This window comes from Arthrobacter sp. Leaf337, from assembly GCF_001423745.1.
Lineage (GTDB): Bacteria > Actinomycetota > Actinomycetes > Actinomycetales > Micrococcaceae > Arthrobacter.
In genome coordinates this window covers 178,036-192,177 of the sequence record NZ_LMPC01000002.1, presented here as the reverse complement: position 1 = coordinate 192,177, position 14,142 = coordinate 178,036, and the positions used below count along the sequence as shown (strand labels likewise).

At 65.9% G+C, this 14,142-nt stretch carries 13 protein-coding genes; 3 read left to right on the top strand and 10 right to left on the bottom strand.

Features of this window, described 5'->3' with window-relative positions; genetic code table 11:
* Window positions 1-36: 36 nt before the first annotated feature.
* The 4 genes from iolD to ASF98_RS03905 all read right to left on the bottom strand — a co-directional run bounded on the left by iolD (window position 37) and on the right by ASF98_RS03905 (window position 4,571).
* Complete coding sequence (gene iolD, locus ASF98_RS03920; RefSeq protein WP_055797685.1) at window positions 37-1,965, bottom strand: 3D-(3,5/4)-trihydroxycyclohexane-1,2-dione acylhydrolase (decyclizing); 1,929 nt, start codon at window positions 1,963-1,965, stop codon at window positions 37-39.
* 44 nt (window positions 1,966-2,009) lie between these two features.
* Window positions 2,010-2,960 (bottom strand): Cgl0159 family (beta/alpha)8-fold protein, encoded by a 951-nt coding sequence (locus ASF98_RS03915; protein WP_055797682.1) that lies wholly within the window; start codon window positions 2,958-2,960, stop codon window positions 2,010-2,012.
* On the bottom strand, window positions 2,957-3,958 hold the full coding sequence (gene iolC / locus ASF98_RS03910; protein ID WP_055797882.1) for a 5-dehydro-2-deoxygluconokinase: 1,002 nt from the start codon (window positions 3,956-3,958) through the stop codon (window positions 2,957-2,959). Before iolC ends, ASF98_RS03915 begins: the two co-directional genes overlap by 4 nt.
* 208 nt (window positions 3,959-4,166) lie before the next feature.
* A complete protein-coding gene (locus ASF98_RS03905) occupies window positions 4,167-4,571 on the bottom strand; it encodes a tautomerase family protein (protein ID WP_055797679.1) in 405 nt (134 codons plus the stop codon).
* Between the two features lie 196 nt (window positions 4,572-4,767).
* Between ASF98_RS03905 and ASF98_RS03900 the strand changes: the two genes are divergently transcribed.
* Genes ASF98_RS03900 through ASF98_RS03890 form a run of 3 tightly spaced genes read left to right on the top strand, consistent with a single transcriptional unit; the run spans window position 4,768 to window position 6,139 of the window.
* The gene (locus ASF98_RS03900) at window positions 4,768-5,127 is read left to right on the top strand and encodes an ArsR/SmtB family transcription factor (RefSeq protein WP_055797678.1); all 360 of its coding nucleotides are present in this window, start codon (window positions 4,768-4,770) and stop codon (window positions 5,125-5,127) included.
* Window positions 5,127-5,669: an SRPBCC family protein gene (locus ASF98_RS03895; protein ID WP_082506695.1), complete on the top strand. Its 543-nt coding sequence runs from the start codon at window positions 5,127-5,129 to the stop codon at window positions 5,667-5,669. The genes ASF98_RS03900 and ASF98_RS03895 overlap by 1 nt, the downstream gene beginning before the upstream one ends.
* Window positions 5,666-6,139, top strand: a complete 474-nt coding sequence (locus ASF98_RS03890; protein ID WP_055797674.1) for an SRPBCC family protein — start codon at window positions 5,666-5,668, stop codon at window positions 6,137-6,139. Before ASF98_RS03895 ends, ASF98_RS03890 begins: the two co-directional genes overlap by 4 nt.
* Before the next feature lie 174 nt (window positions 6,140-6,313).
* On the opposite strand, the gene sucD is transcribed toward ASF98_RS03890, so the two are convergent.
* The 6 genes from sucD to ASF98_RS03860 form a co-directional block, all read right to left on the bottom strand.
* Entirely contained in the window at window positions 6,314-7,216 is a 903-nt protein-coding gene (gene sucD, locus ASF98_RS03885; protein WP_055797669.1) for a succinate--CoA ligase subunit alpha, read from the bottom strand.
* 11 nt (window positions 7,217-7,227) lie between these two features.
* A complete protein-coding gene (sucC, locus tag ASF98_RS03880) occupies window positions 7,228-8,397 on the bottom strand; it encodes an ADP-forming succinate--CoA ligase subunit beta (protein ID WP_011690680.1) in 1,170 nt (389 codons plus the stop codon).
* A 224-nt stretch (window positions 8,398-8,621) separates the two neighbouring features.
* Window positions 8,622-9,329 (bottom strand): hypothetical protein, encoded by a 708-nt coding sequence (locus tag ASF98_RS03875; RefSeq protein ID WP_055797666.1) that lies wholly within the window; start codon window positions 9,327-9,329, stop codon window positions 8,622-8,624.
* 14 nt (window positions 9,330-9,343) lie between these two features.
* The gene (locus tag ASF98_RS03870; RefSeq protein WP_055797663.1) at window positions 9,344-10,675 is read right to left on the bottom strand and encodes a glycosyltransferase; all 1,332 of its coding nucleotides are present in this window, start codon (window positions 10,673-10,675) and stop codon (window positions 9,344-9,346) included.
* 55 nt (window positions 10,676-10,730) lie between these two features.
* Window positions 10,731-13,223 (bottom strand): DNA helicase PcrA, encoded by a 2,493-nt coding sequence (pcrA, locus tag ASF98_RS03865; RefSeq protein WP_055797659.1) that lies wholly within the window; start codon window positions 13,221-13,223, stop codon window positions 10,731-10,733.
* Window positions 13,224-13,279: 56 nt separating this feature from the next.
* Window positions 13,280-14,128, bottom strand: coding sequence for an inositol monophosphatase family protein (locus ASF98_RS03860; protein ID WP_055797656.1), 849 nt, complete (start codon window positions 14,126-14,128; stop codon window positions 13,280-13,282).
* Between the last annotated feature and the right edge of the window lie 14 nt (window positions 14,129-14,142).

Sequence of the window (14,142 nt, the reverse complement as noted above, 5' to 3'; positions counted from 1 at the left end):
TGGTCTGTGGGGAAAGAGGGCTGTGTGCCTGGAGATTCAGCCGAGCAGCTTGCGCTGGCGGTTCTTGTGGTCGGTGTAGGTCTTGAAGGCCTGTTGCGTGGAGTCGAGGTCGGAGACCTGGGAGACTGGAACGTCCCACCACGACTCGGAACTCGGGGCATCCAGCAGGGGGTCGGATTCGACGTGGATCAGGATGGGTCCGCCGCGCTCCGGTGCCGCCTTCGCATCGCGGATGGCCTGCTCGAGTTCGGCGATGACCTTCTCCCCCGGTTCGATCCGGATCACCTTCACGCCGAGGCTTTCGGCGTTCAGGGCGAGGTCCACCGGGAGGGTTTCGCCTTCGTCGAAGCTGTGCTGTTCCTCGTTCAGCGCCCGGTACTGGGTGCCGAACCTCTGTGATCCGAGCATCTCGGAGAGCGATCCGATGGAGGCGTAGCCGTGGTTCTGGATCAGGACCACGATCAGCTTGATGCGCTCGGCGACGGCGGTGACCAGTTCGGTGTGCATCATCAGGTAGGAGCCGTCCCCCACCATGACGACGACGTCGCGCTGGGCACCGCCCGCGGCGGCTTCGGCCAGCGCTGCGCGCTTGACGCCGAGCCCGCCGGGAATTTCGTAGCCCATGCAGGAGTAGGCGTATTCGACGTGGTAGCCGAAGGCGTCCCGGACGCGCCACATCTTGTGCAGGTCACCGGGCAGGGAACCGGCGGCGCAAATGACGACGTCCTGGGCGTCCATGGCCCGGCTGGTGGCCCCGATGATTTCGTTCTGGGCCGGCAGCGGCGTGAACCGGGTGTCGAACGCTTCGTCAACGGTGGCGTCCCAGCGCTTCTTCTCGGCAGCGACCTGCTGTTCCAGGTCGGCGCCGACGCGGTAGCCGCCCAGCGCCTGGTTCAGCTTGATCAGGGCCTTGCGGGCGTCGGCCACGATCGGCAGCGTGGTGCCGTGCTTGTAGGCATCGATGGCAGCCACGTTGATGTTGATGAACTTCACGTCCGGGTTCTGGAACGCGGTCCGGGACGCGGTGGTGAAGTCCTCGTAGCGGGTGCCGATCCCGATGATCAGGTCTGCCTCCGCAGCGATGGCGTTTGCCGCCGTCGTGCCGGTGGAGCCGATGGCTCCGAGGGAGAACCGGTGGTCCCATGGCAGGACGCCGACGCCGGCCTGGGTGTTCCCAACCGGAATCCCGGTGAGTTCCGCGAACTTCGCGAGTTCGTCGTTGGCGAAGGCGTAGAGGACGCCACCGCCGGCGATGATCAGCGGGCGCTTTGCGGCCCGGATCGCTTCGGCGGCGCGGCGGATGTCCTCGTCGTCGGCGTCGGGGCGGCGGATGCGCCACTCCCGTTCGGCCAGGAATTCCTCGGGCACGTCAAAGGCTTCGGCTTGGACGTCCTGCGGCAGCGAGATGGTGACGGCGCCGGTTTCGGCCGGATCCGTCAGGACGCGGAGGCCGTGGTGGAACGCGGAGAACAGCTGTTCGGGCCGGTTGACGCGGTCGAAGAACTTGGACAGCGGCCGGAAGGCGTCGTTGACCGTGATGTCGTAGGCGTAGGGCTGCTCGAGCTGCTGCAGCACCGGGTCCGCGGCGCGGGTGGCGAAGGTGTCGCTGGGCAGCAGCAGCACCGGCAGGCGGTTGGTGGTGGCCAGTGCCGCGCCGGTCAGCAGGTTGGAGGAGCCGGGGCCGATGGACGTGCTGATGGCGAACGTCTGGCGGCGGCGGGTGTGGCGGGCGTAGCCCACGGCCTGGTGGGACTGCGCCTGCTCGTTGCGGCCCTGGTAGTACGGCATGATCGTCGGGTCGGCGGCCTGGTACTGCTTGAGGGCCTGCCCGACGCCGGCAACGTTGCCGTGGCCAAAGATGCCGAACGTTCCGGGGATCAGGCGTTCCCGGTAGTCCAGCCCGCCGACAGAATCAACGGTGTACTGCTTGGAAAGGTACTCCACCACGGCCTGGGCCACGGTCATTCGACGGGTTCCGGCTGCGTTGCCAGTTCTGATCCCCATGGGAATTACTCCGATACTTCTGCGGTGTGGGCTGATGCGGTGTGGTGAAGGAGGGAGGCTGCAGTGGCCACGGCGCCGGCAACATCACCGTCCTGCGGGTACAGGAGGGTCCGGCCGACGGTGAGGCCCTGCACGCCGGGGAGGGCCAGGGCGGCTTCCCACGTGGCGAAGACTTCGTCCTGGGTGCCCTCCGGGTCGCCGCCCAGCAGCACGGTGGGCATGGTGGTGGCGGCCATCACGCGCTCCATCTCGGCCACCACGGGGAGTTTCATCCAGGTGTACGCGCTGGTGGAGCCGAGGCCTTCGGCGATGGCGATGGATTTGATGACGGCGTTGGTGGAGAGGTCGTTGCGGACCTTGCCGTTTTCGCGGACGGACAGGAAGGGCTCAACCATGGCGATCAGCTTGCGTTCGGCGAGGGAGTCGATGGCCTTGGCCGTCGCCTCCAGCAGGGCCACCGTGTCGGGGTCGCCGAGGCAGATGCGGGTGAGCATCTTGCCGCCGTCGGCCCCCAGGGCCTCCAGTGCAGCGGCGGTGTGGCCGGTGAAGCGGTCATCGAACTCGTTGACCAGGCCGGACAGTCCGCCGCGGTTCATCGAACCGAAAATCAGTTTGCCGTCGAGCGCACCGAGCAGCAGCAGGTCGTCCATGATGTCCGGGGAAGCGAGCACGCCGTCCACATCCGGGTTGGCCAGCGCGATCTGCAACCGGTCCAGCAGCTGGCGGCGGTCCGCCATGGCCACCGGATCATTGCCGACGGCGAGGGCGCCGCGGGCCGGGTGGTCGGCCGCGACGATGAAGTTCTGCCGGCCGTATTTCAGGCCGGGGTGCCGGCGCCGGGCCTTGGCGGCGCGGGCAACAGCGTCCGGGTCCTCCAAGCGGATGGTGCTCAAGTGCGCGTAGCGGCGGGGATCGTCGTCCAGGGCATTGTTCGAGGCGATGGGTGTGAGAGTCACAGTGCTGCTCCTTCAGTGGCGAACTGACCGGGAACCAGGCGGCCGCGCTCGGCCAGCAGCAAGGTGACCTCGCCCGGCGTCGGCATGGCGTCGGCGCAGGACAGGCGGGAGGCGACGATCGCGCCGGCGGCGTTCGCGTAGTCGAGGACCTCGGCAAGGCTCCAGCCGGACAGCAGCCCGTGGCAGAACGCTCCGCCGAACGAGTCACCGGCACCAAGGCCGTTGACGGTCTCCACCGGAACGGGGGCGGACACCACACGCTCGGTGCGGGTCTTGGCCATCACGCCTTCGGGGCCGAGCTTGACGACGGCGATTTCGACGCCGGCGGCCAGGAGGCGGTCTGCCTGCTCGTCCGGGGTTCCCTCACCCACGGCCACGGCGCACTCCTTGTCGTTGCCGATCGCCACCGTGACATGCGGCAGGATCCTGGCGACCTGTGCCCGGGCTTCCTCTTCCGACGCCCAAAACATGGGGCGGTAGTCCAGGTCGAGGATGGTGTACTGGCCTTCCTTGAGGCCGGCCTGCGGGCGGGCCTCGTGGGCCTTGATGTGCGCTTCACGGCTGGGCTCCTGGCACAGTCCGGTCACGGTGGACCAGAAGATCCGTGCGTCCCGGATGGCGTCCAGATCCAGCTCTTCGGCCTTGATCTGCAGGTCCGGTGCCGTGGGGAAGCGCCCGTAGAAGTAGAGCGGGAAGTCTTCCGGCGGTTTGATTGCGCAGAACGTCACTGCGGTGGGCCATTCCTTCACCGGTGTAACGAAAGTGTCGTCCACGTTGAACTTGCGCAGTTCACGGTGCAGGTACTTACCGAAGGCGTCGTCGCCGGTGCGGGTGATCACTCCGGTCCGGCGGCCGTGCCGGGCGGCTGCGACAGCCACGTTGGAAGGCGATCCACCGAGGTACTTGCCGAAGGACGTGACGTCCTCCAGATCAACCCCGATGTCGTTCGGGTAGATATCAACGCTGATGCGCCCGATCGTGAGCAGTTCGTGGGTCACGGTAATCGCGGACCTTTCTGGTTTGAACTCTGTACCTCTGAACAGATAGAGCTCCGGTTCCTGGCGGACCCCCGTGAGCGGGGCCACAACCACTACTTTGCCCTAGAATTATTGTCCTGTCAAAGGTTTGTACTGACATATTTACAACTTGGCATAGCGCACCGAAACGGCAGCCCCCGGGCCGCACATCGCAGGCTCAGGGCGGGGATTATTTCCGCGGAACGGCCAGCTCGCCGGTGACATACTGGGCCCGCCCGAAGCCGAACGACCAGTCGCCGGCAGTGTTCTCCACGTACCCGATGAACACATCCTCACCGGCCACTCCCAGCTCCGCCAACCTTCCGGCGATGGCTGCAAAGAGCGACTGTTTCGCCTCCTGGCTCCGGCCGCCCTGGGTAAAGATCTGGATCATCACCACATCCGGCGTGCGCTCAAAGCCGAGTCCGGCATCCTGGGCGAAGATCTGCCCGCGGGAGTGTTCGGTGAGGACGTGGAAATAGTCGCGCTCCGGAATCCCGTACTCGGCCAGGATCGCATCATGGATCCCCCGACTGAGGCGGCGCAGATCCTCGGGGCTGCGCCCCTGGTTCACATCAATTCGTACCAGCGGCACGTTAGCTCCTTCAGTAGTTTGTCCTGACATACTAACAAAGTACATCGGCGAAGAACAAGACCCGCCGGAAATGGCCCCTTGCCAGCGTTCCCGCTTCGGGCGTAGCCTTAAACAACTAAGAGGTTGATAAAGCAATTGATTGATTACATATTCACTGTTTTGACACCAGGCAACGGGGCGGGGTGATTGGCAGGCCATGGACACCGGCGACGACGAACTGCTCGATGCAGCCTTCCTGGCCCTCGCCGACCCGGTCCGCCGCCGCATCATCTCCCGGCTCAGCCGGGGCCCGGCCACCGTAAACGAACTGGCGGAACCCTTCGCGATCACCAAGCAGGCGGTCTCGAAGCACATCCAGGTCCTCGAGCAGGCACAGCTGGTCACGCGCACGCGTGACGCCCAGCGCAGGCCCGTCCACCTGAACCCCGCACGGCTGGAGGCGCTCACCGCATGGATCGACCAGTACCGGCTGGTCCGCGAGGGGCAGTTCCGCAGCCTTGATGCCGTGCTTCAAGCAAATGCCGCCTCACGCGGCACCCAGGCAAAGGATTCGTGATGAGCAATTCCCTGAAACTCACTGTTCCGGAGGGGCAGCCCTTCATCGAGTACGAGCGGGAGTTCGATTTCCCGGTGGCTGACGTCTTCCGTGCCCACAAGGAGCCCGAGCTGATCGCGCAGTGGCTTGGCCCCCGCGGCCTCCGGATGGACATCGACCACTACGATTTCCGGACCGGCGGAAGCTACCGCTATACGCACACCGCCCCCGACGGTCAAAGCTACGGCTTCAACGGCATCTTCCACACTGTCCGCGAGAACGAGTTCGCCGTCCAGACATTCGAGTTCGACGGTTACCCGGACGTGGTCAGCATCGAGTACCTCACCTTCGAGGACCTGGGCGGCGGCCGGTGCCGTCTGACAGGCCACTCCGTCTACCCCAGCCAGGAGGCCCGCGACGGGATGGCGCAGTCCGGCATGGAGGGCGGCATGACGGAGGGCTACGAGCGGCTCGACGAGCTCCTCAGCGGCGCCGCCGCGGGCACCTTGGTCACGGGCACCTCCGCCACGGGCCAGTCGGAGGCCGGAAAGGTGACGGCATGAGCAACGCACTGAAGCTCGTGGCCCCGGAGAATGTGCCCTTTGTGGACTCCGAGCGGGAGTTTGATTACCCGGCGGCAGCCGTCTTCCGCGCCCACTCCGATGCGGAGGCCTTCCGGCAATGGATCGGACCGCGGGAACTGAGCACGAGGATCGACGTCTTTGACTGCCGCACGGGCGGAACGTACCGCTTCGTGCAGGAGGGCCGGGACGGCCGCCAGCACGCCTTCCGGGGCGTCTTCCACACGGTCCGCGAGAACGCCTTCGTGCTGCAGACCTTCGAGTACGAGGGCTACCCGGACACCGTCACGCTGGAATTCGCCACGTTCCAGGACCTGCCGGGGGGACGCTCCAGGCTCACCGGCCGGTCCGTATACCCCAGCGTCGAGGCCCGGGAGAAGTTCCTCACCGACGGCATGGAGTCCGGCATCGCCGCCGGCTACGACCAACTGGACGAGCTGCTCGGCAAATAGCGCGAACGGACACTTGGGGCCGTCCGTCCGGGGGGCCCAACTGTCCGTTCGCGCTGCCGCGGATGTGGGCGCCGGGAACTGCCGGTTAAAGCACGACGGCGTCCGGTTGCCTTCCTGGGGAAGGCGGCCGGACGCCGTCGTACTCTAAAACGTTTCTGCGTGGAGGGGCGTGACCTAGAGGGTCGCGAAGACCTCGCGCAGGAGCTTGGCGGTCTCGGACGGCGTCTTGCCGACCTTGACGCCGGCAGCCTCGAGGGCTTCCTTCTTGGCCTGTGCGGTGCCCGCGGAACCGGAGACGATGGCGCCTGCGTGGCCCATGGTCTTACCTTCCGGAGCGGTGAAGCCTGCCACGTAGCCTACAACCGGCTTGGTGACGTGAGCCTTGATGTAGTCAGCGGCACGCTCTTCGGCGTCGCCGCCGATCTCGCCGATCATGACGATCGCCTTGGTCTCGGGGTCGGCTTCGAAGGCTTCCAGTGCATCGATGTGCGTGGTGCCGATGACGGGGTCGCCGCCGATGCCGATGGCGGTGGAGAAGCCCAGGTCGCGCAGTTCGTACATCATCTGGTAGGTCAAGGTACCGGACTTGGAGACCAGGCCGATGGGGCCCTTGCCCGTGATGTTTGCCGGGGTGATGCCCACGAGGGCCTCGCCCGGGGTGATGATGCCGGGGCAGTTCGGTCCGATGATGCGGGTGACCTGCTTGCCGTTGGCGTCAACCGTGGACTGAGCCAGTGCCCAGAACTCGGCGGAGTCCTGGACCGGCACGCCTTCGGTGATGACAACGACCAGGCCGATGCCGGCCTCGATGGCTTCAACGACGGCGTCCTTGGTGAATGCCGGGGGGACGAAGACGATGGAGACGTCGGCGCCGGTCTCGGCCATGGCTTCCTTGACGGTGCCGAAAACGGTGATTTCGTTATCGCCGTGCAGGACCGTGGTGCCGGCCTTGCGGGCGTTGACGCCGCCAACAACGTTGGTGCCGGCCTTGAGCATCAGGGCGGTGTGCTTGGTGCCTTCGCCGCCGGTGATGCCCTGGACGATGACCTTGGAGTCCTTGTTCAGATAGATAGACATGGTGCGTCCCTTTACTTAGCTGCGTTGGCGAGCTCGGCGGCCTTGTCGGCGCCCTCGTCCATGGTGGCGGCCAGGGTAACCAGCGGGTGGTTGGCCTCGGCCAGGATGCGGCGGCCTTCCTCGACGTTGTTTCCGTCGAGGCGGACGACCAGCGGCTTGTTCGCGGAGTGGCCCAGCTCGGCCAGTGCTCCGACGATGCCCTTGGCCACTGCGTCACAGGCGGTGATTCCGCCGAAGACGTTCACGAACACGGACTTGACCTGCTCGTCGCCCAGGATGACGTCCAGGCCGGCTGCCATGACCTCGGCGGAGGCTCCGCCGCCGATGTCCAGGAAGTTGGCCGGCTTGACGTTGCCGTGGTTTTCACCGGCGTAGGCAACGACGTCCAGGGTGGACATGACCAGGCCGGCGCCGTTGCCGATGATGCCGACTTCGCCGTCCAGCTTGACGTAGTTCAGGTCCTGCGCCTTGGCCTTGGCCTCGAGCGGGTCAGCAGCGTCCTTGTCTTCCAGGAGTGCGTGCTTGGCGTGCCGGAAATCGGCGTTCTCGTCCAGGGTCACCTTGCCGTCAAGGGCAACGATGTCGCCGGCGCCGGTCTTGACCAGCGGGTTGACCTCCACCAGGGTGGCGTCTTCCTTCTTGAAAACGTCCCAGAGCTTCAGGATGACGTCGGCGACTTTGCCGCGCAGTTCCTCAGCGAAGCCGGCAGCGGCAACGATTTCGTCGGCCTTGGCCTGGTCGATGCCCACTGCGGGATCGATGGCGACCTTGGCCAGGGCGTCGGGGCGTTCGACGGCGAGCTGTTCGATTTCCATGCCGCCTTCAACCGAGCACATGGCCAGGTAGTTGCGGTTGGCCCGGTCCAGAAGGACGGAGAAGTAGTATTCCTCGGCGATGTCCGCGCCCTGGGCAATCATGACCTTGTTGACCGTGTGGCCCTTGATGTCCATGCCCAGGATGTTGGTGGAGTGCTCCAGCGCCTCATCGGCGGTCTTTGCGACCTTAACGCCGCCGGCCTTGCCGCGGCCACCGACCTTAACCTGTGCCTTGACGACAGTTACGCCGCCGATCTTCTCGGCAGCTGCCTTTGCTTCTTCAGGGGTGTGCGCCACGATGCCAGCAAGCACGGGTACACCGTGCGCCTCGAACATATCGCGCGCCTGATATTCAAACAGGTCCACGGTTTAGTGTCCTTCTACGTCGAAGTAGTTTCTGTACAGCCGGACCCCACGTAATCGTGGTTACCGGGCTGCGGAATAAACGCACCCTGCGACAGGTTAGGAAACGAGCCACACGGCGCAATGCTCCTCTCGGAACTCTAGTCCTTTCTTCGGACCGGCCCGTTCCAGAGTACCCGTTATGTGAGTAAGGACACTATTCTATGGAGCGTAGAAAAACCCCTAGATTACGGGGATTTTGGCGCCCCTGACGGCGTTACGGTGGGGTCCGCGCCCTCTCCGGAAACTAGTTCGTAATGGTCCCGCGAAATGAAGAAAGCAACGCCCGCAGACACGTTTCCGCAGGCCACGCCGTCGTTATAGGCCGAGCAGCGCAGGCCGTTCCGCTCAAGGTTCTGTCCGTCCGCCAGGACGGGCAGCTGGGAGATGGGGCCGGCTTTGGTGCCCTTGGGCCCGAACTCCGCCTCCATCCGGGTCACGCCGGAGCGGCATTCCCCGTAGGTCGCCTTGTCCGGAGTGAGCAGCGCGGCGCCGCCGAGGTAGCCCAGGCCGGTGCCGGCACAGTCGTCCGTCACGTCGGCGGCCTCGGGTTTGGGGTATGCGGCGAGTTCGCAGTGGGCCACAGGGACGATTGCCAGCTTGTTGTTGGCGCCGTCGCTATAGGCGTTCTGCTCGTACGGCAGGTTGATGTGCTCGCCGCGTTGCGAAGTCAGCGAGCAGACGGCGCTGTGATCGGCAGTGACGAAACTCAGCACACCTTCGCCCGCGGAGAACGGGGCGGCGTCCGCCACCGGGGCCTGCTTGAGCTGTTCCAGCGCGGGAAGCGGCGGCGGCGGGACGTAGTCCGGGTCCTCCCGGGTGATGGTGCACGAAGTGCAGGCCAGCAGGATGAGGGCGGCCAGGATCCCCGGTACAGTCCGTCGCATGGGCTCCATTATGCCGTCACCGGCTAGGAGCCGGTGACGGCCCCTGCACCTTCGACGACGGCGGCAGCCGCCTCGGCGGGGTCCGCCTGGTCAAACTGCTCCCGCATCTGGGCAGCCCGCCTCTTCCAGGCGGGATCACCCAGGACGTCAGCCACCGCCCGGGCTATGTCGCCGGGCCTGGGTGCCTCAGTCCGCAGGCTGATGCCCACGCCGGCGTACTCCACCCGGGCATTGACGTCGCTCTTGCCCTCGTTGATGCCGGACACCACCAGCGGGACGCCCTTGGACAGGCTCAGCTGCACGCCGCCAAAACCGCCGTTGCTGATGAACACATCGGTGAACTCGAAGACTTTGGCGAAGTCCACATAGTCGCGCACGATGATGTTGGGCTGCGGGTACCGGGCCTTCAATTCGTCGGTGCCGCGTCCGCCGGTGGCAACGATCACCAGCGCGTCCATGTCCTTCACGGCTTCGAGCGCAGGGACGATCAGCTTGTTCTGGTCTATGTTGTCCACGGTTCCCTGCGTCACCACGATGGTGGCCGGGTAGGACCGCGGCCATTCGTGGTCTTCACCAGGCACCGCCTCCGCTGAGCGGGCGCCGTCCGTCCCTGGACCGACAGCCTCCGGTGCCCGGTAGGGAAGAAGCGCGCCGACGTAGTGGACCTTCGGATTCACGTTCCGGCGCGGGAAGTCCAGCGATTCCAGGCCTGTCTGAATGACGGCAGCCGCGCAGCGGTACGGTTCGTCGGTCAGCCGTCCCCGGCGGGGGACCTCCTGGCCGTACGCCGCGTGCTGCCGCCGGTAGCTCTGGCTAGCCGGCCGGAGGATGACCTTGTCTGACAGCAGCCCCGCGGCGGCCTGGGCGGTTTTCTCGGCCAGGTTGCGGGACGGTTTGAAACCGAAGAAGAGCGGCGGCACCAGCGGGTCGCTTTCCATGTTGGGAATCGCTACAAACGTCACCACCGGTGTGCTCATCAACCTTGAAACCAGCCGCTGGATGAACATGGAGCTGTCCACCACGGCCACATCGAATGGGAAGTCGCCGTGGAGCTCCCGGATGTCCTCGAAGAAGTTGCTGATGTTGCTGGCAAAGATCTTTTCGCCGTCGAATCCGATGGCCCTGGGACCTTTGAGCCGGGCGCGTTCCGGATACAGCTCGTTCAGGTTGTCGCCCCGGTGCTCAACGGCGCGGCGGAACGGGAAGTGCTGAACCTCGAGCTTCCGAAGTTTGTCCTCAAAAACAGGACCCGTGTACCAGCCGACATCGTGGCCGCGCTCCCTGAGCCGCACGGCAACGCCGGTCATCGGATTGAAATGGCCGTCAATGGCCTGGCTGGCGAACAGGATCTTCATGGTCCCCCCGGACTCGCTCTGAGCCTGAGCGGCTCCGCGCCGCGAGACTGCGGCGCTATGCGTCCAGTTTGGTCAGCGGCGCGTACCTTAGCAATAGCCGCTTCTCGCCAACGCTGAACTTCACCTTCGCGACCGTCTTGTCGCCGGCGCCTTCAACGGCCAGGACCGTGCCGTTGCCGAAACTTGTGTGGTTGACCTTGTCCCCCACGCTAACGGCCACCACTTCCTTTTGCGGCTGTACGCGGTTCTTCGCGACGGCCGCGGGCACGTCGGCGTTGAAGCCGGCGGAAGGGCTCGCAGCGTTGCCTCGGGCTGTGCCGGCGCCCCAGAACGAGCCGCTGTACCGGCTGGACCCGATGGCTGCGCCGCTCCCCCAGCCGCCGACCTGGCGGCTGGTGCCTTCGCGCCGCCATTCCACCAGTTCTGCCGGGATCTCCTCGATGAACTGGCTGGCCGGGTTGTACTGGCTCTGGCCCCACATGCTGCGGACCTCCGAGCGGGTGACGTACAGTCGCTTCCGCGCACGGGTCAGGCCCACGTAGGCAAGCCGGCGCTCTTCCGCGAGTTCCTTGGGATCCGTGGCGGACCGCTGGTGCGGGAAGAGGCCGTGCTCCATGCCGGTGAGGAACACCACCGGGAACTCAAGTCCCTTCGCCGTGTGGAGGGTCATGAGCGTGACGACGCCCAGCCGTTTGGCTTCCGCGACGGCGGCATCAATATCCGCGCCGGGGGCGTCCGGGATCTGGTCCGCGTCCGCAACGAGCGAGACCTGCTCCAGGAAGGCGCCCAGGGATCCTTCGGGGTTTTCCTGTTCGTATTCGCGCACGACGGCGACGAGTTCGGCGAGGTTCTCCACGCGGGACTCGTCCTGGGGATCCGTGCTGGACCGCAGGCCGGCAAGGTAGCCGGTCTGCTCCAGGACGGCTTCCAGGGCTGCCGCCGCGCCGGAGCCGGTGGCCACCTCGGCGAGGTCGTCCAGCAGTTTCACGAAGCCAAGCACGGCGTTGACCGAGCGCGTTGCCATCCCGGGCGCGTGGTCGGCGCGGCGGGCGGCGGCCATGAACGACGTGCGTTCGCGTTCGGCAAGGGCCGCCACCGCACCCTCGGCACGGTCGCCGATGCCGCGTTTGGGCTCGTTGAGCACCCGCCGGAGGTTGACGTCGTCGTCGGGGTTGACCAGGACGCGCAGGTACGCGAGGGCGTCCTTGATTTCCTTGCGCTCGTAGAAGCGCGTGCCGCCCACCACCTTGTACGGCAGCCCGACGCGCACCAGCACGTCTTCAATCGAGCGCGACTGGGCGTTGGTGCGGTAGAAGATGGCGACGTCGCCGGGACGGAGGTTGTCCTCGTCCTGCAGCCGGTCGATTTCCTTGGCGATGAATTGGGCTTCGTCGTGTTCGTTCTCGCCCACGTAGCCGATGATTTTGTGGCCTTCGCCCTCGGCGGTCCAGAGCCGCTTCTCCGGCCGGTTGGGGTTGCGGGAAATCACCGAGTTGGCGGCGGACAGGATGTTCTGGGTGGAGCGGTAGTTCTGTTCCAACTTGATGGTGCGGGCGTTCGGGTAGTCCTTTTCGAACTCCACAATGTTGCGGATATCGGCGCCGCGGAAGGCGTAGATGGACTGGTCCGAGTCGCCCACCACGGTCAGCTCGGACGCCCCGGGTCCCTCGCCCACAATTTCGCGGACCAGTGCGTACTGGGCGTGGTTGGTGTCCTGGTATTCGTCCACCAGGACGTGCCGGAAGCGCCGACGGTAGGACTCGGCGAGCGCCGGGAAGGCGCGGAACATGTAGACGGTCTCGGCGATGAGGTCGTCAAAGTCCATGGCGTTGGCCTGGCGCAACCGCTGGGTGTAGCCCTTGAAGACGTCGGCCACGGCTGATTCGAAGGGATCGTTGTGGTTGGCCGACAAGGTGTAGGAATCGGCGTCGATGAGTTCGTTCTTGAGCGCCGAGATCTTGTGCTGGATGGCCTTGGGCGCGAACTTCTTCGGATCAAGGTCCAGGCTCTTGGACACCTGCGTAACGAGGCGGAGGGAGTCCGCGGAGTCATAGATGGAGAAGTTGGACTTCAGCCCGACGTTCGCGGCCTCCTGCCGTAGGATGCGCACGCAGGACGAGTGGAACGTGGAGATCCACATGATCTTGGCCTTGCCGCCGACCAGCGCCTGGATGCGCTCCCGCATTTCCGCGGCCGCCTTGTTGGTGAAGGTGATGGCCAGGATCTCACCGTGATGCGCCTGCCGGGTGGCGATGAGGTACGCGATCCGGTTGCTGAGAACCCGGGTCTTGCCCGATCCGGCTCCGGCCACGATGAGCAGTGCGCTGCCGGAATGCTTGACCGCTTCCTCCTGCTGGGGGTTGAGGCCCTGCAGGAGTTCATCCGCCCCGGGCAGGCGCGGGTGCGCCCGTTCCCGGTCGGATTCCTGCCCGCCGTTCCCATAGAGTGCCGGCTCTTCCCCGCCCCCGGGGCGCGACTTGGTGAGCGCTGCCGCTCGCGGGGCAGCCTTGAACGGTCCGTCAGCGTAGGGGTCAAACAACATATCCATGGTGCTATAAGTCTAGGCGGTGGGGCCGACACTATCTTCCGGGCCAGCCGGCGTGCTCACTCCACCGAGCCGGCCTCGAGGGCGGAACGGAGCTGCCGGACCGCCGTCGTTCCGCCTGCCATGAACCATTCCAGCCCGTTCACACGGACTGTCTCGGCGGCGCCGCCGGCGGCGATCACGATTGCCTGGCCGGGGAGCCAGTCCCATTCGGGGCAGCTGTGCTGGAACCAGCAGTCCAGTTCGCCGTCGGCCACCCGGCCCAGGTCGCACGACCCCGAGCCGAACATCCGCAGCGCCGCTGCGGCAGTGGCCGCGGCGTGCCAGGGCATGGCGCACAGCGGGTCCGCGAGCCAGGACGGGTGGATGTAGGTTGCGGCACCTTGCTCGGCCAGCGGCCTCTGGGTCCTGGCCCCGCCGTCTTCCTGGAAGGACGTGAGCCGTTCACCGTTCAGGGTCGCGGGCCGGGTGGTTCCGCCCAGCCACAGCTTGTCCTCTTCGGGCTGGAAAATGGCACCAAGCACCGTGCCGGCGGGATCCTTGAGGGCGAGCGCGGAGCACCAGTACGTGGAGCCGTGCAGGAAGTTATAGGTGCCGTCCACGGGGTCGATCACCCAGGTCCGTCCGCTGCTCCCCTTGACGGAGGCACCTTCCTCCCCCAGGATGCCGTCGTCCGGCCGGCAGCGGCGCAGCTGTTCGAGGACGTAGGCTTCGGCGGCGTGGTCGGCGGCGGTGACAACATCGGAAACCGACGTTTTTTGCTGCCCTTCCAGGCCGCCCTGGCGCATCATGAGGGCCAGCATCCCGGCTTCCCTGACCAGGGCTTCGGCCAGCTGGTAGTCATCCAGGCCCGCGTTCAGTTCAGCCGCGCTGTGCCTGCCAAGTTTGTGTCTTCCTAGTTCCGTCACGCGTCCCAGCCTAT

Coding starts and splice junctions, on each gene's coding strand:
- iolD (WP_055797685.1), bottom strand. CDS start 1,965: ATGACCGTGGCCCAGGCCGTGGTGGAGTACCTTTCCAAGCAGTACACC.
- ASF98_RS03900 (WP_055797678.1), top strand. CDS start 4,768: ATGGACACCGGCGACGACGAACTGCTCGATGCAGCCTTCCTGGCCCTC.
- ASF98_RS03895 (WP_082506695.1), top strand. CDS start 5,127: ATGAGCAATTCCCTGAAACTCACTGTTCCGGAGGGGCAGCCCTTCATC.
- ASF98_RS03890 (WP_055797674.1), top strand. CDS start 5,666: ATGAGCAACGCACTGAAGCTCGTGGCCCCGGAGAATGTGCCCTTTGTG.
- sucD (WP_055797669.1), bottom strand. CDS start 7,216: ATGTCTATCTATCTGAACAAGGACTCCAAGGTCATCGTCCAGGGCATC.
- ASF98_RS03875 (WP_055797666.1), bottom strand. CDS start 9,329: ATGGAGCCCATGCGACGGACTGTACCGGGGATCCTGGCCGCCCTCATC.
- ASF98_RS03870 (WP_055797663.1), bottom strand. CDS start 10,675: ATGAAGATCCTGTTCGCCAGCCAGGCCATTGACGGCCATTTCAATCCG.
- pcrA (WP_055797659.1), bottom strand. CDS start 13,223: ATGGATATGTTGTTTGACCCCTACGCTGACGGACCGTTCAAGGCTGCC.